Genomic DNA, 21,463 nt, shown 5'->3' on the forward strand with positions numbered 1-21,463 from the left:
AAAGTTTACGAAAACAGCTTTACATGAAAGGAAGGAGGCAAATCAATATGAGGATTTTCGATGCTCATTGTGACGTGCTATGGAAAATGTGGGAAAACCCCAACATTTCTTTTAAAGACGACAAGCAGTTACAAGTAACATGGGAAGGATTAAAAATGACAAGTGCGAAAGTCCAATGCTTTGCCATTTATGTACCAGAGAAAGTGAAAAAGGAAGCTGCTTATGATGTTGCTTTAGAGATGGTGGATATTTTTTATGAAAGAATTCTTGCACGTTTCCCAAGCTTAAAGCTTGTCTCTTCAAAACAAGATATCCAAAAGTTAAGAGATTGGGAGATAGGGGCAATTTTAACGTTGGAAGGCTGTGATGCCATAGGATCAGATATTTCGAAGCTTCGAAACTTATATAGACTTGGTGTTACCTCTGTAGGACTTACTTGGAATTATGGAAACGCAGTGGCTGATGGAATTCTTGAAGAACGTGGAGCTGGATTAAGCTCTTTTGGCAAAAAGGTCGTGCTTGAGAACAACCATCATTTAGTATGGACAGATGTTTCCCATTTATCTGTAAAAGGATTTTGGGATGTTATGGAGATTGGTGACTATATTATTGCCTCTCATTCCAATTGTAAATCGCTTTGCTCAAATGCTAGGAACCTTAGTGATGAACAAATTAAAGCACTCATTCAAAAAGACGCTGCGATTGGTGTGACCTTTTTTCCACCCTTTCTTACAGAAGGTAAGAGCTGTAACATAGGAGATGTTCTAAGGCATGTAGAGCATTTATGCTCACTTGGTGCGGTGAGTAATATTGGGTTTGGTTCTGACTTTGACGGAATTGATCAATACGTGGAAAAACTTCAGTATTATCAAGATTTCCAAAACCTGATTAACTTGCTTCAAAAGCATTATTCGGAATCAGAAGTGAATGGATTTTTATTTGATAATTTCTATACTAGATACCCAAGATAAGGAAAAATTAACAGTGGGAAGATATCCAAATTTTTAGAAATAATTTATACAAAGGCTTGTATTTTTAAAAAAATAGGACTACAATGGAAGCGTTTAGTACATATACTGCGATTTTGCGCGAAATAAGGAATGTTACTGAGAATTCTAGTTAATTGATTGGAATAATGCTACAATAAATCCTGTACAGTATATTCTGACAATGAACGCGATTAAAGGGGTGTAAGGCACATGATCGAACAACTTTCCTGGAAAGTTGGAGGACAGCAAGGGGAAGGTATCGAGAGTACTGGAGAAATCTTTTCTATTGCTTTAAACCGGTTAGGGTATTATTTATATGGTTACCGTCATTTCTCCTCACGGATAAAAGGAGGACACACGAACAATAAAATTCGTGTAAGCACGACGCAGGTTCGTTCTATTTCAGACGACCTTGATATATTAGTAGCATTTGACCAGGAAACCATTGACGTAAACTATCACGAGCTTCGTCAAGGTGGAGTGGTTCTTGCTGATGCAAAGTTTAAGCCAACTATTCCTGAAGATGGGAAAGCAACGCTATATTCGGTTCCCTTCACAGAAATTGCTTCAGAGCTAGGAACATCTTTAATGAAGAACATGGTGGCAGTCGGAGCTTCGAGCGCCATTTTAGATCTTGATTCAGAGTCCTTTCGCGAAGTAGTTCAAGAAATTTTTGGTCGAAAAGGCGAATCTATTGTTGAAAAGAACATGGAAGCAATCCGAGCAGGTGTACAATTTATTAAAGAGCAAGGAGAAAACGTCGAAACCATGCAGCTTGCAAAAGCGGATGGTAAAAAACGTTTATTTATGATTGGAAACGATGCAATAGCTCTTGGTGCGATTGCTGCAGGATCTCGCTTTATGCCTGCCTATCCTATTACACCAGCATCAGAAATTATGGAATACTTAATTAAAAAGCTTCCTAAATTTGGTGGAACCGTTATCCAAACAGAGGATGAAATTGCTGCGTGTACTATGGCGATTGGGGCTAACTATGCAGGTGTTCGTACCTTAACGGCTTCTGCCGGACCAGGTCTATCGCTCATGATGGAAGCGATTGGTCTTTCAGGAATGACAGAAACTCCATTAGTGGTAGTTGATACCCAGCGTGGAGGTCCGAGTACTGGTCTGCCAACGAAAATTGAGCAATCAGACTTAATGGCAATGATATATGGAACGCATGGAGAAATTCCAAAGGTTGTTATGGCTCCAAGTACCGTTCAAGAAGCATTCTATGATACTATTGAAGCGTTTAACATTGCTGAGGAATATCAAGTTCCAGTTATATTACTAACTGACCTTCAATTATCCTTAGGTAAACAATCTGTGGAACCATTAGATTATAATAATATTGAAATTAGACGTGGAAAACTTGTTTCCGAAGACATTCCAGCAACTGATGATAAAGCTTATTTTAAACGTTATGAAGTGACAGAAGATGGCGTTTCTCCTCGTGTGCTTCCGGGTATGAAAAATGGAATACACCACGTAACTGGGGTAGAGCATGAGCAAACTGGTAAACCTTCTGAGGTAGCTGCAAACCGTCAGGCGCAAATGGACAAACGATTACGAAAATTGACTAATCTTCAATTTAATACGCCTGTTCATGTTAACGCAAAGCATGAAAATCCGGACGTATTGCTTGTTGGATTCAACTCTACACGAGGAACCATTGAGGAAGCAATGGAAAGGCTAGAACTAGATGGAATCAAAGCTAACCATGCCCAGGTTCGTCTTATTCACCCGTTCCCAACAGAAGATATTGCCCCTCTTGTTCATGCAGCGAAAAAAGTAATTGTAGTGGAATATAACGCTACTGGACAATTGTCAAACATCATGAAAATGAATGTTGGTCAACACGAAAAGTTCAGCAGTCTCTTGAAGTATGACGGAGATCCGTTCTTACCGAAAGAAATCCACTCAAAATGCAAGGAGTTGTTATAAGATGGCAACGTTTAAAGATTTTCGTAATAATGTAAAACCAAACTGGTGTCCTGGCTGTGGTGACTTTTCCGTACAAGCAGCCATTCAGCGTGCAGCTGCTAATGTAGGATTGGACCCTGAGAATCTTGCAGTGGTTTCGGGAATCGGATGTTCAGGTCGTATTTCTGGTTACATTAATTCCTATGGATTTCACGGAATTCATGGTCGTTCCCTTCCAATTGCGCAAGGTGTGAAAATGGCCAATAAAGACCTTACAGTAATCGCATCTGGTGGAGACGGAGATGGATTCGCCATCGGACTAGGACATACCATTCATGCGATTCGCCGTAATATTGATGTTACCTATATCGTCATGGATAACCAAATTTACGGTTTAACAAAAGGTCAAACATCCCCTCGAAGTGAGGTTGGTTTTAAAACAAAATCAACACCACAGGGATCCATTGAATCTTCTTTATCTGTGATGGAAATGGCTTTAACAGCTGGTGCAACCTTTGTTGCACAAAGTTTCTCAACAGACTTAAAAGATCTAACAGCATTGATAGAACAAGGCATTAATCATAAAGGATTTTCCCTCATCAACGTGTTCAGCCCATGTGTGACTTATAACAAAGTCAACACATACGATTGGTTTAAAGAGAACCTGACAAAGCTAGCTGACATTGAAGGGTATGACCCTCATAATAAGGTATCCGCTATGCAAACGTTGATGGAGCATAATGGACTTGTGACAGGGCTGATTTACCAAAATAAAGAACAGCCTTCCTATCAAGAACTTATACCAAACTTCAGTCAAGAACCATTAGCGAAAGCTAACCTAGAACTTGATGAAGAACAATTCAATCAGCTCGTAAAAGAGTTTATGTAATAACCTAAAAGTCCAAGCGCTTATTAAACGCTTGGACTTTTTTCTTGGCTGTGTGAAAGAAGAGTGTTGATAAAATGAGTTTCTAGCTGTTGTTTGAGCCAATTTGCGGAAATCAACAGCGTAGTTTAACAAAGCACTTTTCATAAAAATAAATTTTATATCACAGGAAATCAAATGTCCGCTCGTGGTGGACAGTGCTGTTTACATGAATTCTTATAGATGATACACTTTTACTAGATTATAAGTTTTTATTTAGTGAGGGAGTGTTCTCTGTGGATGGAAAAATGAAAGCAGTGGTGAAGCATCACCGTGGGTATGGTGCGGAACTTCAAATGATCGATATTCCGAAAATTAAAGAAGATGAAGTATTAATAAAAGTAAAAGCAACCTCTATCTGTGGTACAGATGTGCATATTTATACATGGGACGAATGGTCTCAAAGCCGTGTCCATCCTCCTTATGCATTTGGGCATGAATTTGCTGGAGAAATTGTGGAAGTCGGTAGCAAAGTAACAAACGTTCAGCTAGGCGATCAAGTTTCAGCTGAGACTCATATTGTGTGCTATAAATGCCCACAATGCTTAACAGGAGATTATCACATTTGTAAAGATACGAAAATCATTGGTGTTGATACACAAGGTTGCTTTGCGGAATATGTCGCTCTTCCTGCGGTAAATGTTTGGAAAAATCCAAATGACATGCCTTATGATGTTGCATCTGTTCAAGAGCCGATGGGAAATGCCGTCCATACAGTACTAGCAGGTGATGTTGCTGGGAAAACAGTGGCTGTCATTGGTTGTGGCCCTATTGGTATTATGGCGGTTGGGGTGGCAAAAGCAGCAGGAGCTTCTCAGGTTATTGCAATCGATTTAAATGAATATCGTTTAGATCTAGCAACAAAAATGGGTGCTACCACTGTCATCAATGCTAAAGAAACAAACACTGTAGAAGAAGTCATGACATTAACAGAAGGTAATGGTGTGGATGTTATTTGTGAAATGTCTGGACATCCAGTAGCGATGAATCAAGGCTTTAAAATGGTGACTAATGGAGGACGAGTATCGATATTAAGTCTTCCGGTTCGACCAGTTGAGCTTGATATAACAAATGATATTGTATTTAAAGGCGTTACAGTCCAAGGAATCACAGGGCGCAAAATGTACTCTACATGGCAACAGGTGTCTCGTCTATTAAAGTCTGGTCAAGTGGACGTGAAACCAATGATTACTCATCATTTCCCACTTGAGGATTTTGAAAAAGGCTTCGATTTAATGATTTCAGGGCAATGTGGTAAAGTAGTTTTACACCCATAACATATGATTAGGAGGGTTTTTCATGAAAGGTTTTGAATACTTACAAGAAGAATTAGATCAAATGAAAGAGCAAGGTACATTTAGAAAGCTTATTCCACTTGAATCTGATCAAGGTTCTAAGGTTGTCATTAATGGGAAAGAAGTTATTCAGCTTTCCTCTAACAACTATTTAGGATTAACTTCTCACCCACGCCTTCGCAGGGCAGCATTAGAAGCTGTTGAAAAATACGGAGCGGGAACTGGTTCTGTTCGTACGATTGCTGGAACCTTCTCTATGCATGAGGAATTAGAAGAAAAGCTAGCTAAGTTCAAGCACACAGAAGCAGCACTAGTATTTCAATCTGGTTTTACAACGAACCAAGGAGTACTTTCAGCGATTCTTTCTCCTGAGGATGTTGTCATTTCCGATGCCTTAAATCATGCTTCTATTATTGATGGTATTCGTTTAACGAAAGCTGCGAGAAAAGTGTACAAGCATGTGGACATGGAAGACTTAGAACGCGCATTAAAAGAGTCTGGAGATTACCGCAAACGCCTAATTGTAACGGATGGAGTATTTTCTATGGATGGTAACATTGCTCCTCTTGATAAAATTGTCGAGCTTGCAGAAAAGTATGATGCGCTTGTGATGGTCGACGATGCCCATGCTTCTGGTGTGTTAGGGGAAAACGGCCGAGGTACCGTAAATCACTTTGGTCTTGACGGTCGTGTTCACATTCAAGTAGGTACCTTAAGTAAAGCAATTGGTGTTCTCGGAGGCTATGTAGCAAGCTCCCGTTCCTTAATTGACTACCTTATTCATAAAGGTCGTCCGTTCTTATTCAGTACTTCTCATCCGCCAGCAGTAACAGCGGCTTGTGATGAGGCGATTCAAGTTCTTCTTGAAGAACCAGAATTAATTGAAACACTTTGGGATAATGCAAAGTTCTTTAAGAAAGGTCTAGAGGAACTAGGCTTTAATACTGGTGAAAGCCAAACTCCAGTAACACCTGTTATCGTAGGAGACGAGGCTCTTTCTCATAAATTCTCTGACAAGCTACTAGAATATGGAGTATTTGCACAAGGTATTGCATTCCCAACCGTTGCAAAAGGCTTAGCACGTGTTCGTACAATTGTAACAGCACAACATTCTAAAGAAGAGCTACAAGAAGCGCTAGACATTTTTGAAAAAGCCGGAAAAGAACTAGGAATTATTCAATAAGCCATAACTAAAAGGGAGACACTACAAAAGTGTCTCTCTTTTTATGAAATATGGAGATTTCGGTAATCTTCCCTATAATTATTGTTTAAAAGGCTGTAAAATTATATACTATGATAATGTGTAGAGATTTATAGATAAATACGTCTCTACTATTGGAAAGGAGTTATAATATGAACGAGAAACAAAAAGTACAAAACGCACAAGTAGCAACTGGAAATCCAGCGGACAAAAAATCCGAAAAGGATTACAGCCAATACTTTCAATCAGTATATACTCCTCCATCCTTAAAGGATGCAAAAAAACGCGGCAAAGAGGATGTTGCGTATCAAGACTTTGCAATTCCTGAAGAATTTAGAGGTCTTGGTAATGGGAAGAAGTTTTACATTCGTACCTATGGCTGTCAAATGAACGAGCATGACACAGAAGTAATGGCAGGTATCTTTTTAAGCTTAGGTTATGAGATTACAGATAACGTACAGGAGACCGATGTTGTTCTATTAAATACCTGTGCAATCAGAGAAAATGCTGAAAATAAGGTTTTTGGTGAGCTAGGTCATTTGAAAACATTAAAAAAATCAAATCCAAATCTGCTCATCGGCGTATGCGGTTGTATGTCTCAAGAGGAATCAGTTGTCAATAAAATCTTAAAAACGTACAATCAAGTGGATATGATCTTTGGTACCCATAACATTCATCGTCTTCCTCATATTCTTAAAGAGGCTTATATGTCAAAAGAGATGGTTATTGAGGTTTGGTCCAAAGAAGGGGATGTTATTGAAAACCTTCCTAAAAATCGTAAAGGTCAAATTAAGGCATGGGTTAACATTATGTATGGCTGTGATAAGTTCTGTACGTACTGTATTGTGCCTTATACACGTGGGAAAGAGCGTTCAAGACGTCCAGAGGATATTATTCAAGAAGTACGTCACCTTGCCGCCCAAGGGTATAAGGAAATCACCTTACTAGGACAAAATGTAAATGCGTATGGAAAAGACTTCGAGGATATAACATATGGCCTTGGTGACTTAATGGATGAAATTAGCAAGATTGATATCCCTCGTATTCGCTTTACAACTAGTCACCCGAGAGATTTTGATGATCGACTTGTAGAGGTCCTTGCAAAGGGTGGTAACCTGCTTGATCATATTCATCTTCCTGTTCAGTCAGGAAGCTCGGAAATATTAAAGCTTATGGCGAGAAAATATGACAGAGAGCGTTATCTCGAGTTAGTAGGGAAAATTAAGGCTGCGATGCCAAACGCAACGTTAACCACCGACATCATTGTTGGATTCCCAAATGAAACAGAGGAACAGTTCGAGGAAACGTTATCTCTTTATCGTGAAGTAGAATATGATACGGCCTATACGTTTATCTACTCTCCTCGTGAAGGTACGCCTGCAGCGAAAATGGAAGACAATGTTCCTATGGAAGTGAAAAAGGAACGCTTGCAGCGCCTAAATGCAGTTGTTAACGAAATTTCAGCGAAAAAACTGAAAGAATACGAAGGCAAGGTAGTTGAGGTGCTAGTAGAAGGGGAAAGTAAAAAGAACTCAGATGTATTAGCAGGGTACACAGAAAAAAGTAAACTAGTTAACTTTAGAGCACCAAAATCTGTTATTGGCAAGATTGTTAAAGTAAAAGTGATTAAGGCTAAAACGTGGACTCTAGACGGCGAATTGGCTGAAGAAGTTGCAGAAGAAGCAGTGGAGGTATAAAAATGGCTAATTATACAAGAGAAGAGATTGTGTCAAGAGCAAAAGAGCTCGCGACAATGATTGCAAGTACAGAAGAGGTAGAATTCTTCAAGCGTGCAGAAGCACAAATCAATGAAAATCAAAAGGTAAAAGAAATGGTGGCAAGTGTAAAGAGTTTGCAAAAGCAAGCAGTAAACTTCCAGCATTACGGAAAAACGGAAGCGTTGAAAAAGACAGAAGAGAAGCTAGATAACATTCTTAAAGAATTGGACGAGATTCCGATTGTACAAGAATTTAAAGCTTCCCAAAGTGACGTAAACGATCTTCTGCAACTTGTTTCTTCATATATTACGAAAACAGTTACAGATGAAATTATTGTTTCTACCGGCGGCGATGTTCTCCGTGGGGAAACAGGGTCTTATGTTTCCAATACAAAATATGGCGGAAGTTGCTCTTCTTAATCGTACCCAGCATGGAAAATCCATGCTGGTTTTTTTATTTTTAGAAGGTTCTTATCTTGTATGATTTTTTCAAAAAATAGGCACATATCCAGAAAAGCCTGCATAGAATGAACTATACGTCAATGTGTAAGAAATCATTTATGTAGTCATTTCAAACAATACACAATTGTCATTTAACCCGCATAGGATGAAATGAAGATTGTAATGAGGAGGGTGTATGCTCGAATGGCGGAATACAGAGAAATTATCACGAGAGCAGTAACCGGTAAAGGTAGAAAATTTACACAGTCCAAACATACGATTAGTCCCGAACATCGTCCTACAAGCATTCTAGGATGCTGGGTCATTAACCATAAGTACGATGCGAAAAAAGTGGACGATACGGTAGAAGTGAAGGGGTCTTATGATATTAACGTATGGTACTCCCATAGCGATAATACCAAGACTGAGGTTGTTACAGAAACAGTTTCTTATAAGGATGTTGTAAAATTACGGTATAAGGATGAAAACAGTACCGGCGACGATCATGAAGTGATTGCAAGAGTACTACAGCAACCAAATTGCTTAGAAGCAAATATTGCTGGTAACGAATCAAGAGTGGATGTGCAAGTGGAGCGCGAATTCTTAACCGAAATTATTGGTGAAACAAAAATTACGGTAGAAGTACATCCGGATTCCTTAGCAGACGATGGGGATTGGGATGTCGAAGAGGATGAATTTGAGGATTTAAATCCTGATTTTATTGTAGATGGATACGAAGAATAACCATGAAAACTAGGGAGTATATACTTCCTGGTTTTTTTATATGGGCAGGTTTGTTCCGTTTCAATCTCAGGCAACCAAAATAAAAGTATGATATAATAAAGCAGCAAAATAGAGAATTAGTTGGGGGATTAACATGGCTTCTTACACGCCGATGATACAGCAATATTTACGAGTAAAGGCAGATTACCAGGATGCCTTTTTGTTTTTTCGCCTTGGTGATTTTTACGAGATGTTTTTTGACGATGCCCTATCTGCATCGCAGGAATTAGAAATAACATTAACAAGCCGTGATGGTGGTGGAAAAGAGAGAATTCCAATGTGCGGCGTTCCATACCATTCGGCACAAGCATACATAGAGCAACTGGTTAATAGAGGCTACAAGGTGGCTATTTGTGAACAAGTAGAGGATCCTAAACATACCAAAGGAGTAGTAAAGCGGGAAGTGGTTCAGCTTATTACACCAGGAACCGTTATGGACGCAAAAAACCTTACCGACAAACAGAATAATTTTCTTACCACCTTATCATATTTTGAAGATGATACATATGGCCTTGCTTATGCTGACCTTACTACGGGAGAAGTACACACAACTGTTTTGTCTGGTGTTCATCAGCAGATTGTTAATGAAGTATACTCCATTGGGTCAAAAGAAATGGTCATTGCTGAAGAATTCCCAGCCGCACTGTTGCAACTAGTTCGTGAAAGAATGGTTGTCACTACTTCTTATGAAAATGAGACAAGCATACCTCACGAATATCAGGATCTTGTCAAAGGCCTGGAACAAGAAAAGCTTCTTTTCACTGTGGGACGTCTCTTGCACTACTTAAAGCGTACGCAAAAACGCAGCCTTGACCACCTGCAGCCTGCTCGTTTTTATGAGCTGGAAAGTGCCATGAAAATAGACCTTTTTTCTAAACGAAACTTGGAACTAACAGAAACAATTCGCTCAAAAGGCAAAAAAGGATCTTTACTATGGCTATTGGATCAAACCGTTACCGCTATGGGCGGAAGGATGCTGAAACAGTGGGTGGACAGGCCCCTTGTAAATCGTTCAGAAATTGAACTAAGGCACTCGTTTGTAGAAACGCTTATGAATGAATATTTTATAAGGCAGGATATACGGGAGCATTTAAAGGAAGTATATGACCTTGAAAGACTAGCAGGAAGAGTGGCATTTGGTAATGTGAATGCAAGAGACTTGGTTCAGCTTAGAAAATCACTAACGCAAATTCCTGCATTAAAAGAGTTGGTGAAGAAATTACCTGTTGAGATTGCACAAATCAATGACAAGTTAGATGAATGCACTGAACTCACAGATTTACTTCATGATAGCTTAATAGAGCAGCCTCCTATTTCCGTAAAAGAAGGGAATATGATGAAGGATGGATTCCATGAGGAGCTTGATAAGTACCGTGATGCGAGAAAGAATGGAAAGACATGGATTGCAGAATTAGAGAAAAAGGAACGAGAATTCACAGGAATTCGATCGTTAAAGATAGGCTATAACCGAATTTTTGGCTACTATATTGAAGTAACAAAAGCAAACATTTCCGCTCTTCCAGAGGGAAGGTATGAACGAAAACAAACACTTGCCAATGCGGAGCGTTATATTACCGAAGAATTAAAGGAAAAAGAAACGCTAATTTTGGAAGCAGAAGAAAAGATTGTTGCCCTTGAATATGAACTGTTTCTTAAGCTTAGAGAAGAGGTAAAAGCATTTATTCCTCGCCTACAAAAGCTAGCCAAAGCGGTAAGCGAGCTGGATGTCCTACAATGCTTTGCAACAATTAGCGAAGACAGACATTATACTAGACCGTTGTTCAACGATGAAAGAAAAATTTATATAACAGAAGGCCGTCATCCTGTTGTGGAAAAAGTAATGGATTCAAATGAATATGTTCCCAATGATACGTGGATGGACAAGGAAAAAGAGATGCTATTAATTACTGGGCCAAATATGTCCGGTAAAAGTACGTATATGCGCCAAGTCGCTCTAACTGCTATCCTAGCTCAGATTGGCTGTTTTGTACCTGCTAAAGAAGCAAGTCTTCCGATATTCGATCAAATATTCACGAGAATTGGAGCAGCAGATGATCTCGTCTCAGGTCAAAGTACGTTTATGGTCGAAATGCTCGAAGCGAGAAATGCCATCGTATATGCAACACAAAACAGCCTTATTCTATTTGATGAAATAGGCCGAGGTACTTCTACGTATGATGGAATGGCTCTTGCACAAGCGTTGATTGAATACATTCACGACAAAATTGGCGCCAAGACATTGTTCTCCACACACTACCATGAGTTAACTTCACTAGCAGAGGATTTAAGTAAGCTGAAAAATATTCATGTAAGTGTGGTGGAACAAAACGGCAAGGTTGTCTTTCTTCATAAGATGAAGGATGGGCCTGCAGATAAAAGTTATGGTATTCATGTTGCAGAGCTTGCAGATTTACCAGAAGAATTAATAAAAAGAGCACAAGTTATTTTGCATAATTTGGAAAATGATGCGCAGGAAAGTCCTACACCGGTTCCGTCTACGATAAAAGAAAAGGATGACGATGCATTAACGCAACTCTCATTTTTTGAAACAACAGATAAGAAAAGTGGAAGTGAGAAACGATCTTCATCTGAAAGTCTAGTACTTGAGAAATTAAAATCGATGGAGTTACTAGAAACCACTCCACTGGAAGCGATGAATGTGCTGTATGAATTACAAAAGAAGTTAAAAACGAAGAAATAGTAGAAAGGAGGATGTAGAATGGGGAAGATAGTGCAATTGGATGAGAGCTTAGCCAATAAAATTGCCGCTGGTGAAGTAGTAGAGCGACCTGCATCTGTTGTGAAAGAGCTTGTGGAGAATGCAATAGATGCAAATTCCACAATCATTGAAATAGAACTCGAAGAAGCCGGATTAACGAAGATACGGGTACTTGATAATGGAGATGGAATTGAAGCAGAGGATTGCTTAACAGCCTTTTTGCGGCATGCTACAAGCAAAATAAAAAATGAAAATGATTTATTCCGTATCCGCACGCTTGGCTTCAGAGGCGAAGCACTTCCAAGTATTGCGTCGGTTTCCATTTTCGAAATGACCACATGTACAGGGTCTTCTCCTGGCTCATATTTACGTTTTAAAGGTGGTATTCTAGAAAGCCAGGAAGCTTCTAGCAGTCGAAAGGGAACAGATATTGTCGTGCAGCATTTATTTTTCAATACCCCTGCACGCTTAAAATATATGAAGACCATTCATACGGAACTAGGAAATATTTCTGATTTGGTGAACCGCTTAGCACTTGCTCACCCTTCTATTTCCTTTCGTCTCAGCCATAATGGCAAAAGAATGCTTGCTACAAATGGAAGAGGCGATCATTTGCATGTGCTTGCCTCAATTTACGGCATGAATGTGGCGAAAAAGATGATTCCGATTCAACTCTCCTCCCTAGACTTTGAGGTAAGTGGATATCTTGCAATGCCAGAAATAACTAGAGCTTCCAAAAACTATCTATCTACTATTATTAATGGGAGATATATAAAAAACTACACGGTTATGAAGGCGATACAAGAAGGCTATCATACCCTGCTTCCAATCGGTAGATATCCTATTGCTTTTTTGGAAGTGAAAATGGACCCGTTGCTTGTGGATGTAAATGTCCATCCTGCAAAGCTTGAAGTAAGATTAAGCAAGGAGGATGAACTATATCAACTTATTGCCGAAGGTGTAAAGGAGGCGTTTGGCAAAAGAACGCTGATTCCTACAAATGATCATCTATCACAAACGCAGAAAGTGGATGAGCGAAAACCTGAGCAACCATCCTTTGCATTTGAGCGTAAACTTCATCAGGATTCTTTCACTGCTGCTGAGATGAAATCGTCCTACCCTTCACTTGAAAAAGAACAAAGTGAGGCAGTTTCCCTATTGGAGAAACCTTTTGAGAAGCATACAAACATGATGCAGCATGAAGGCCAACCTGATGATTCTGATATCGAATTTGAAGTTGGGCTGGATGATATCATTGTAGAGGAACATATCCAACAAGGGAATTCACGTATTCCTGAGCTTTACCCTATCGGCCAAATGCATGGGACGTATATTCTTGCACAAAATGAGCAGGGGTTATATTTAATCGATCAACATGCCGCACAAGAGCGGATAAATTATGAGTTTTATGTGAAAAAGCTTGGAGTGGTAGAAAGAACGGTACAAGATCTTATCGTTCCAATAACCATCGAATGTAGCTTAGAGGAGTATTTGTTCTTAGAAGAGAATAAATCTGTTTTTGAAGAAATAGGTATCTTCCTAGAAGAGTTCGGGCATCAAACGTTTGTGATAAAATCACACCCTGTATGGTTTCCAAAAGGCAAAGAACAAGAAACAATCGATGAAATCATTCAACATGTAAAAGAAAAAAGGAAAGTAAACTTGTCGCAGCTAAGAGAAGAAGTAGCCATTATGATGAGCTGTAAGGCTGCCATTAAAGCGAATCATCATTTAAGGCAAGATGAAATAATGGCACTTCTTCAGACCCTTAGAATGTCAGAAAATCCATTTACTTGTCCGCATGGGAGACCAATTCTTATTCATTTTACTACCTATGAGATGGAAAAAATGTTTAAAAGGGTGATGTAATTGGGCATACTGAAAACTTGTGATGAAGAATGAGGAAAGAGTGAGTTGGCTTGACAGAAAAACAAAAACTAATTGTCATCATCGGCCCAACAGCTGTAGGAAAGACCAAAACCAGCATTGAATTAGCCAAAACCTTTCATGGCGAAATTATTAGTGGTGATTCGATGCAAATCTATAAAGAAATGAATATAGGGACAGCTAAAGTGACTGATGAGGAGATGCAAGGAATTCCTCACTATCTTATTGACATTAAAGAGCCCACGGAGTCTTACTCTGTTGCTGAGTTTCAACGAGATGTCAGAGAAAAAATAGAATCGATTGCCCAAAAAGGTGCCATTCCCATTATCGTCGGGGGAACAGGTCTTTATATTCAGTCCGTTCTATATGATTATCACTTCTCAGATCAAGGGAAAGATACGAGAATCAGACAAGAACTCGAGAAAAAAGCAATTGATATCGGTCCAGATGCATTATATGAGGAACTAGAAAAAATTGATCCAGTAACGGCAAAGCAAATGCATCCTAATAATACACGTAGAGTTGTAAGGGCACTAGAGGTTTATTATACAACCGGGAAATCACCATCAGAGGTGCAAGTATCACAACAACCCGACCTTTTATACGATGTTGCACTAGTTGGCTTGACGATGGACAGAGAATTGTTGTATAAAAGAATAAACCTTAGAGTAGACCTCATGCTTAAAGAAGGCTTGCTGGAAGAAGTGACATCACTTTATGAAAGTGGCGTCAGAGAATGCCAATCTATTCAGGCAATAGGATACAAAGAGCTTTATGCCTTTTTAGACGGAAAGCGGTCATTGGAGGAAGCTATTGAGGACTTAAAACAAAACTCCAGAAGGTATGCAAAACGTCAACTTACTTGGTTTCGAAATAAAATGGATGTTACCTGGTTTGATATGACAGAGGCAGATGAGAAAGAAAAGTTAGCAGAAATTTTCTCATATGTTGCAGGAAAGCTTCAACTTGAAGCGAATAAGTAAGAAAGATAGAGAACAGAGGAGGACGAAAAGATGAAGCAAACAATCAACATCCAAGATCAGGTGCTAAATCAATTAAGAAAAGATGGTACTAGTGTGACAGTATTTCTGCTAAATGGATTTCAATTGCGTGGCTTGATAAAAGGGTTTGATAACTTTACTGTACTTCTTGAAACAGAAGGGAAGCAACAGTTGATTTATAAACATGCTATCTCTACTTTTTCTCCATCAAAAAATGTTCAAATTGAAACGGAAGCCTAAAACCAGCGAATAGCTGGTTTTTTATTTTGTCTTTAACATATCAATAGTGTTTTTACATATATTTAGATAATAATTGGAGCTTTCTTCTTTGCGGGAAAAAGAGAAATAGCGAAATATTTCTCGGGAAAGCGCATATTCTGACATATTTGTCAATACCCTGTAGAAAAAATAAAGAACGTGTAGAAGAATAGCGAAATGTAATGCATGGAAGTACTAAACCATTCAAAAAGAGGAAGATAAGCAGCAAGATATGTCGGATTTTGGTACGGAAATGAGGTGGAGCCTTCATGGATCGATCGGTAACGAATAATAATGGGAAAATAAATATCGTTCTAAACAGAGAGAAAAAACCGTTAAAAGTTACACATGTTCAGCCTCTTGAAGAGATTTCCCAGACCACTACTCATATTATTTTGCGAGATATTGAAAAGGAGCTAGGGGAACTTGTTGGTCTTCAGGAAATGAAACGAATAGTGAAGGAAATCTATGCGTGGATCTATGTGAATAAAAAGCGGGAAGAAGTTGGATTAAAAGCGGAAAGACAAGTGCTTCATATGATGTTCAAAGGGAATCCTGGAACAGGGAAAACAACAGTAGCTAGACTTGTAGGGAAACTGTTTTGCGAAATGAATGTTCTCTCAAAGGGCCATCTAATTGAAGCGGAAAGAGCGGATTTAGTAGGGGAATATATTGGACATACTGCGCAAAAAACAAGAGATTTAGTGAAAAAAGCTCTTGGTGGTGTTTTATTTGTAGATGAGGCATATTCGTTGGCGCGAGGTGGCGAAAAGGACTTTGGAAAAGAGGCCATCGATACGCTTGTTAAGCATATGGAAGATAAACAGCATGAGTTTATCTTAATTCTGGCAGGTTATAAACGGGAAATGGAGGAGTTTTTGCGAACAAATCCTGGGTTGGTTTCACGCTTTCCCATTATTATAGATTTTCCTGATTATACAGTGGAAGAGTTGATGGAAATTTGCATGCGTATGCTTAAAGAAAGAGAATATAGATTAAGTAAAGAAGCGGAGTGGAAGCTAAGGGAGCACCTCATTCAAATGAAAAATACTCTATTGCCATCAGCATTTAGCAATGGTCGTTATATACGAAATATTTTAGAGAAAACCATTAGGAAACAATCGATGAGATTGCTTCTTCAAGAGCAATATGAACGAAAGGATTTAATGATGCTCGAAGCCGTAGACTTAGTTCTATCATGGTAAAACAAAGAGTCACCCACTATACAACAAGTGGGTGACTCTTTGTTAACCGATATCCTCTTTTGCCATATGGTGGTCCTCTTTTATAACATCAGCTGTCAGTTGTCCTGATAAAGTGACCATTGGTACCCCACCGCCAGGATGAGTAGAGCCTCCTGTAAAATATAGATTGGTTAAAATTTTGCTTCGGCATGGAATTTTGAAGCCGCCATTTTTCTTTCTGTCAGTAACCACTCCATAAATAGAACCTCCATTTGCACCGTAGAGAGTTTGCAGGTCATTTGGTGTAAAGCAATATTCAAACTCAATAGAAGTTCTTAAGTCCTCAAGTCCCATTCGCTCAAGCTTTGTGAGAACAATGTTTTTATATTCATCCTTATACGACTCCCATGTTTCGCCTGGTTTTAATGGGGGAACATGAGTTAAAACGAATAAATTCTCTTTACCCTGTGGTGCTTGTGACGAGTCAGATTTTGATGATACGCCAATATAGATAGTCGGATCTTGAGAAGGCTTTTCTTCATTAAAGATGGTGTTGAACTCTTCTTCTTGATTTTTTGAGAAGAAGAAATTGTGATGAGCAAGTGCAGGGTATTGCTTGTTTACCCCCAATAGCAGAACAAGACCAGAAACGGTTGGGGAATACTTTTTTAAATCTTTTGCAGCATGTTCAGATTGCGGATGGTGATTGAGTAGCATTTGATAGGTCGGTATTGCCTCAAGATTTGAAACGACAATGTCTGCAAGGATTTCCTCTCCATTTTCTAAAAGAATACCTGTTGCTTTTCCGTCTTTTGTTATGATTTTTTGAACGGAGGTGTTCAAGCGGTAGTCAACGTTCATTTCCTCTAACAAAGCTTTCATTGCTTCGGCAATCTTATACATCCCACCCCTCACGTAGTAAATGCCAAGCCCAAGCTGTACATGTGTTAGCTGGGATAAAACAGCAGGAGCGTGATAAGGGGAAGAGCCAATATACATAATCATAAAGTTAAACAGTTGTTGTAGATGTTTATCCTCAAAGTATTTTTTTGTGATTTGATCCATTGACTTCATCGGATCCATTCCAATTAATTCTTTTAAGTTATGCAACGCACGTAACTCCGATAAGCCTGAAAGACTTTTCTTGTAAAAACTTTTCATGCTATACTCATACATTTTACTGCAGTAATTTAAATACTCAAAAAAGCCATTGGCGTCCTTTGGAGATAGAGCTTGTATTTGTTGAAGCATGTTAGGAAGGTCACTTGACACATCAATTTTCGTGCCGTCTTCAAAAAATGTTCTCCACTGTGGCTCTACTCTTTCAATGGTTAGGTAATCATGGATATTTCGCCCTGTACTTGCAAACAGCTGCTCAAGCACCCAGGGCATCGTTAAAATGGATGGTCCTGTATCGAAGGTAAAGCCTTTGCCAGATCGCATGTTTAGCTTTCCGCCAAGTCTTTCTCCTTTTTCAACTATGTTCACATCGTACCCATCTGCCGAAAGCCTAATTGCAGCGGAGAGTCCTCCTAAGCCACCGCCAATAACAACAACTTTTTTATTCAAATGATATTCCTCCTTTTGAAAATCTAAAGTTATGACTATACTGTTGATAATGTTCCATTCTGCCCTTCCTTTCCTTTTTTCATAATCGTTTTGAAAAAATAATCACACCTGGAGGTAATTATGTTTCTATTTTTGGCTCTATTTACTATTTTACTTGGAAGAGCGCTCTTTTTTTATATTCCTTCCTTTTCCAATCATCAAACCAATGTAGCTCTCTTGAAGAAAGTTTCGATTATCATTCCTGCTAGAAATGAAGAGAGAAATCTTCCAAAATTGCTTTCCTCGTTACTTCCTTATAAAAAACTAGTCAAAGAGATTATTGTTGTGGATGATCAGTCAACGGATAACACACAAGAGGTAGTAAGAGCTTTTGATATGAACCTTGTCATTCTAGATGACTTACCGAAGAAGTGGGCCGGAAAGTCATATGGGTGCTGGAGTGGTGCGAATACTGCAAAGGGAGATATTTTTCTTTTTATAGATGCTGATACGGTTGTGGAAGAAGAGGGGCTTGAAAGGTTAGTGGCAGCGTATCAGGGTAGTGGGACAGTTGTTTCTGTTCATCCTTACCATTCTATAAAGAAATGGTATGAATCATTCTCAGCTTTTTTCCATCTGGTAGTGATGGGCTCGTTAGGAGTTTTTCATTTGTTTCAAGGTTGGAAAAAGGTGAACGGAGCTTTCGGTCCATGTCTCCTAATTGGAAAGAATGATTATTTTACCTATGGAGGGCACAAGGCTGTCTGGAATGAACTGATGGATAATATGGCTTTTGGAATGCATATTCATCAAAAAAAGGGCAAGGTAATTTGTTTTAGTGGCAAGGGTGCCATTTCGATGAGAATGTACCCTGATGGATTTGTGTCTCTTTGCAAAGGGTGGAGTAAGAGCTTTGCTTCAGGTGCTGCGAAAGTTTCCATTACAAATTTAATAGCCACTATTTTGTGGCTTAGTTTGCTTGTAACTTTTGTTACTAACTTTCATTTGGAGTATGCGTTTGAGTGGGTGGCTGTCTATCTTTTGATTGTTTTGCATTTACGCAGAACGCTTGCTGTTATTGGAGGGTTTGGAATTTTTACCTCACTCTTATTTCCTGTCCATCTATTATTCTTCATTGTTTTGTTTATCTATTCTTTTTTTCAAACGTTTATGAAGAAAAATGTTACATGGAAGGGAAGAAAAATCGATATCTAGAATATAGATGCAAGAAAAAACAGAAGGGAATGCTCCCTTCTCAGGCTGTCGAGAAAGTCTCGACAGCCATTTTTATATTCAATAACTTCAACAAATTACCGCGTTAATATGTTATAATATAGTTAATACATATAGGCGGTGATTCTATTGTTTAATACAAGAAATACAACGCAAAATGAAGTTGAGTTTGTCTCAATTGAAGACCTCGTTCCCCAAGATCATCTACTCAGGAAAATTGATAAGTACATTGATTTTTCCTTCATCCTAGAACGCGTTCGCCCCTACTACTCTGAAGATAATGGACGTCCCTCTTTAGACCCTCTCGTACTTTTCAAAATGATGTTTATTGGCTACTTTTATGGAATTCGCTCCGAAAGACAACTTGAAAAAGAAATTCAAATGAACATCGCGTACCGTTGGTTTTTAGGATTACGTTTAACCGACCCTGTTCCTCACCACTCCACAATTAGTTGGAATCGACGCAAACGTTTTAACAAGACGAATATTTTCCAAGAGATATTCGATGAAATCGTCCTTCAAGCCATGAACCACAAAATGGTTGGTGGACGCGTATTGTTTACGGATTCTACCCATTTAAAAGCAAACGCCAATAAGCATAAGTTCACAAGAAAAACCGTTGAAGTAGAGACACGAGAATACATAGAAGAATTAAATCAAGCTATCAGCGAGGATCGAGAAAAGAACGGAAAAAAGCTCTAAAAGAACGGGAGGAGGTGAAAGAGACCAAAGAAATCCGCAAAAGTTTAACGGATCCGGATTGTGGCTTTATGTCACGAGATCAAAAGCAAGAAATGTTCTGTTACCTTGACCATCGTACGACGGATATGAAATTTAACATCATTACTGATGCCTTTGTGACTCCTGGAAACGTTCATGACTCTGTTCCTTATCTCTCACGTATAGACCGCCAAATGGAACGCTTTGAATTTAAAGTGGAAGCTGTGGCACTTGACTCTGGTTATCTTACCAATCCCATTTGTAAGGGATTATCGGATAGGAACATCTTTGGAGTAATCGCACATAGAAGGTTTCACCCTATCAAAGGTCTCTTTCCAAAATGGAAATTCACCTATCAACCAGAGAACAATCAATACATTTGCCCAAACGGAGATGTCTTAACCTATCGAACCACCACGCGCGAAGGCTATCGAGAGTATAAATCGGATCCTTCGAAATGTAAGGTTTGTCCTTTACTTGATCAGTGTACACAATCCAAAAATCATCAAAAAGTGGTCACCCGTCACGTATGGGAAGATCATAAAGAACAGGTTCGATTAAACAGGCTTTCTAAGTCTGGAAAAATGCTTTATAAATACAGGAAAGAAAAAGTGGAGCGAAGCTTTGCAGATTCAAAAGAACTGCATGGGCTTCGCTACTGTAGGTTGAGGGGAGAAGGCAATGTGAGTGAACAAGTGTTACTCACAGCAGCCTGCCAAAACATGAAGAAGATTGCCACACACCTAGCCCGGCTAGGCTAGGTGTGTGGGAACCTTTTTCTCTCAAGTGTGATGCAAGATAATATCACATGGTCCACCAAAATAAAAAAGCTTGTAGAGAAAAACATAGGGTTTCTCTACAAGCTGAGAAGGGAATGCTCCCTTCTGTTATCTCGCCTACTATTACAAGGGAATTTGAATTATCCCGTCTCTTTTAGAGGTCTGTTAGGTAAGCGCCATTTATAGGTATAAGAAAGAACTCGAAGTGTTACGATGCAAATGAATAATAAAAACAACGTGATCGTATTACTAGCTAGTCCAAAGCCGATAGCAAGGCCTGCTAGGATTGCCCAGGCGGCATATATTTCAGATTTCAAAACAAGCGGTTTTCTTCCCGCGAGGAGGTCGCGAATAATTCCTCCACCGCTTCCTGTTAAAACGGCGGCAACAATTATTGCGCTTACAGGGTGATTCATTCCTGTGGCATAAAGTGCTCCTTGAATTGCAAAGGCAGCTAGGCCAATGGCATCGAAAAAATTTCCCCATTTTCGCCAGTGTTTTAACAGATTGTTAGGGAAAATAAATACCACTGTCATAGCGAAAAGAGCGACCTGAAACAATACCCCTTGCTCCCAAAGTGCGGAGACGGGTACTCCTATAAGCAGATTTCGTACGGCTCCACCTCCAAAGGCGGTTACAATGCCTAGAATATAGACACCAAGAATGTCATATTCCTCTTCCATCGCCACAATGGCACCACTAACGGCAAACGCAATCGTGCCAATTATATTAAACACTTCCCAAGTCATATTATCACTCCATACTATTAAACAATAAAGCCTTCCTGATTTTATAAAGATGTAGACAGGTTTGCAAGAGTTTTCTATGAAATATTAGAGAAAAAGTTAATATTTTGATAT

General features: G+C 39.1%; 17 protein-coding genes. 15 read left to right on the forward strand and 2 right to left on the reverse strand.

Features of this window, described 5'->3' with window-relative positions:
- The first annotated feature begins 47 nt into the window (after window positions 1-47).
- The 13 genes from FIU87_RS09535 to spoVK all read left to right on the forward strand — a co-directional run bounded on the left by FIU87_RS09535 (window position 48) and on the right by spoVK (window position 16,344).
- A complete protein-coding gene (locus FIU87_RS09535; RefSeq protein ID WP_152444376.1) occupies window positions 48-971 on the forward strand; it encodes a dipeptidase in 924 nt (307 codons plus the stop codon).
- A 228-nt stretch (window positions 972-1,199) separates the two neighbouring features.
- Window positions 1,200-2,933, forward strand: a complete 1,734-nt coding sequence (locus tag FIU87_RS09540; RefSeq protein ID WP_152444377.1) for a 2-oxoacid:acceptor oxidoreductase subunit alpha — start codon at window positions 1,200-1,202, stop codon at window positions 2,931-2,933.
- Window position 2,934: 1 nt separating this feature from the next.
- Entirely contained in the window at window positions 2,935-3,801 is an 867-nt protein-coding gene (locus FIU87_RS09545) for a 2-oxoacid:ferredoxin oxidoreductase subunit beta (RefSeq protein WP_152444378.1), read from the forward strand.
- A 272-nt stretch (window positions 3,802-4,073) separates the two neighbouring features.
- A complete protein-coding gene (gene tdh / locus FIU87_RS09550) occupies window positions 4,074-5,114 on the forward strand; it encodes an L-threonine 3-dehydrogenase (RefSeq protein WP_172971008.1) in 1,041 nt (346 codons plus the stop codon).
- A gap of 22 nt (window positions 5,115-5,136) precedes the next feature.
- Window positions 5,137-6,315 (forward strand): glycine C-acetyltransferase, encoded by a 1,179-nt coding sequence (locus tag FIU87_RS09555; RefSeq protein ID WP_152444379.1) that lies wholly within the window; start codon window positions 5,137-5,139, stop codon window positions 6,313-6,315.
- A gap of 170 nt (window positions 6,316-6,485) precedes the next feature.
- Complete coding sequence (gene miaB / locus FIU87_RS09560; RefSeq protein ID WP_152444380.1) at window positions 6,486-8,030, forward strand: tRNA (N6-isopentenyl adenosine(37)-C2)-methylthiotransferase MiaB; 1,545 nt, start codon at window positions 6,486-6,488, stop codon at window positions 8,028-8,030.
- 2 nt (window positions 8,031-8,032) lie between these two features.
- Window positions 8,033-8,470 (forward strand): YlbF/YmcA family competence regulator, encoded by a 438-nt coding sequence (locus FIU87_RS09565; RefSeq protein WP_152444381.1) that lies wholly within the window; start codon window positions 8,033-8,035, stop codon window positions 8,468-8,470.
- A 225-nt stretch (window positions 8,471-8,695) separates the two neighbouring features.
- Window positions 8,696-9,235 (forward strand): outer spore coat protein CotE, encoded by a 540-nt coding sequence (locus tag FIU87_RS09570; protein ID WP_152444382.1) that lies wholly within the window; start codon window positions 8,696-8,698, stop codon window positions 9,233-9,235.
- 133 nt (window positions 9,236-9,368) lie between these two features.
- Window positions 9,369-11,975 (forward strand): DNA mismatch repair protein MutS, encoded by a 2,607-nt coding sequence (gene mutS / locus FIU87_RS09575; protein ID WP_152444383.1) that lies wholly within the window; start codon window positions 9,369-9,371, stop codon window positions 11,973-11,975.
- An 18-nt stretch (window positions 11,976-11,993) separates the two neighbouring features.
- On the forward strand, window positions 11,994-13,862 hold the full coding sequence (gene mutL / locus FIU87_RS09580) for a DNA mismatch repair endonuclease MutL (RefSeq protein ID WP_152444384.1): 1,869 nt from the start codon (window positions 11,994-11,996) through the stop codon (window positions 13,860-13,862).
- Between the two features lie 50 nt (window positions 13,863-13,912).
- Window positions 13,913-14,863 carry a tRNA (adenosine(37)-N6)-dimethylallyltransferase MiaA gene (gene miaA / locus FIU87_RS09585; protein ID WP_152444385.1) on the forward strand — a complete coding sequence of 317 codons (951 nt, stop codon included), beginning with the start codon at window positions 13,913-13,915 and terminating at the stop codon, window positions 14,861-14,863.
- 30 nt (window positions 14,864-14,893) lie between these two features.
- Window positions 14,894-15,121 carry an RNA chaperone Hfq gene (gene hfq, locus FIU87_RS09590; protein WP_047968550.1) on the forward strand — a complete coding sequence of 76 codons (228 nt, stop codon included), beginning with the start codon at window positions 14,894-14,896 and terminating at the stop codon, window positions 15,119-15,121.
- Between the two features lie 287 nt (window positions 15,122-15,408).
- Window positions 15,409-16,344 carry a stage V sporulation protein K gene (gene spoVK, locus FIU87_RS09595; RefSeq protein ID WP_152444386.1) on the forward strand — a complete coding sequence of 312 codons (936 nt, stop codon included), beginning with the start codon at window positions 15,409-15,411 and terminating at the stop codon, window positions 16,342-16,344.
- Between the two features lie 42 nt (window positions 16,345-16,386).
- Here spoVK and FIU87_RS09600 read toward each other — a convergent pair whose 3' ends face one another.
- Window positions 16,387-17,892: a phytoene desaturase family protein gene (locus FIU87_RS09600; protein WP_152444387.1), complete on the reverse strand. Its 1,506-nt coding sequence runs from the start codon at window positions 17,890-17,892 to the stop codon at window positions 16,387-16,389.
- 120 nt (window positions 17,893-18,012) lie between these two features.
- On the opposite strand from FIU87_RS09600, the gene FIU87_RS09605 reads away from it, so the two are divergent.
- Window positions 18,013-19,086, forward strand: a complete 1,074-nt coding sequence (locus FIU87_RS09605) for a glycosyltransferase family 2 protein (RefSeq protein ID WP_152444388.1) — start codon at window positions 18,013-18,015, stop codon at window positions 19,084-19,086.
- 141 nt (window positions 19,087-19,227) lie between these two features.
- A protein-coding gene (locus FIU87_RS09610) for an IS1182 family transposase (RefSeq protein WP_152446459.1) occupies window positions 19,228-20,585 on the forward strand; the annotation gives its coding sequence in 2 pieces (ribosomal slippage) (window positions 19,228-19,801 and window positions 19,801-20,585; 1,359 coding nt in all).
- Window positions 20,586-20,743: 158 nt separating this feature from the next.
- Here FIU87_RS09610 and FIU87_RS09615 read toward each other — a convergent pair.
- Window positions 20,744-21,352: a trimeric intracellular cation channel family protein gene (locus tag FIU87_RS09615; RefSeq protein ID WP_152444389.1), complete on the reverse strand. Its 609-nt coding sequence runs from the start codon at window positions 21,350-21,352 to the stop codon at window positions 20,744-20,746.
- Window positions 21,353-21,463 lie beyond the last annotated feature (111 nt).

It is taken from the genome of Bacillus sp. THAF10 (assembly GCF_009363695.1).
GTDB lineage: Bacteria > Bacillota > Bacilli > Bacillales > Bacillaceae_I > Sutcliffiella_A.

Excerpts from the sequence above, each read along its gene's own strand:
- FIU87_RS09535 (WP_152444376.1), top strand. The coding sequence starts at position 48 with ATGAGGATTTTCGATGCTCATTGTGACGTGCTATGGAAAATGTGGGAA.
- FIU87_RS09540 (WP_152444377.1), top strand. The coding sequence starts at position 1,200 with ATGATCGAACAACTTTCCTGGAAAGTTGGAGGACAGCAAGGGGAAGGT.
- FIU87_RS09545 (WP_152444378.1), top strand. The coding sequence starts at position 2,935 with ATGGCAACGTTTAAAGATTTTCGTAATAATGTAAAACCAAACTGGTGT.
- FIU87_RS09555 (WP_152444379.1), top strand. The coding sequence starts at position 5,137 with ATGAAAGGTTTTGAATACTTACAAGAAGAATTAGATCAAATGAAAGAG.
- miaB (WP_152444380.1), top strand. The coding sequence starts at position 6,486 with ATGAACGAGAAACAAAAAGTACAAAACGCACAAGTAGCAACTGGAAAT.
- FIU87_RS09565 (WP_152444381.1), top strand. The coding sequence starts at position 8,033 with ATGGCTAATTATACAAGAGAAGAGATTGTGTCAAGAGCAAAAGAGCTC.
- FIU87_RS09570 (WP_152444382.1), top strand. The coding sequence starts at position 8,696 with ATGGCGGAATACAGAGAAATTATCACGAGAGCAGTAACCGGTAAAGGT.
- mutS (WP_152444383.1), top strand. The coding sequence starts at position 9,369 with ATGGCTTCTTACACGCCGATGATACAGCAATATTTACGAGTAAAGGCA.
- mutL (WP_152444384.1), top strand. The coding sequence starts at position 11,994 with ATGGGGAAGATAGTGCAATTGGATGAGAGCTTAGCCAATAAAATTGCC.
- hfq (WP_047968550.1), top strand. The coding sequence starts at position 14,894 with ATGAAGCAAACAATCAACATCCAAGATCAGGTGCTAAATCAATTAAGA.
- spoVK (WP_152444386.1), top strand. The coding sequence starts at position 15,409 with ATGGATCGATCGGTAACGAATAATAATGGGAAAATAAATATCGTTCTA.
- FIU87_RS09605 (WP_152444388.1), top strand. The coding sequence starts at position 18,013 with ATGTTTCTATTTTTGGCTCTATTTACTATTTTACTTGGAAGAGCGCTC.
- FIU87_RS09615 (WP_152444389.1), bottom strand. The coding sequence starts at position 21,352 with ATGACTTGGGAAGTGTTTAATATAATTGGCACGATTGCGTTTGCCGTT.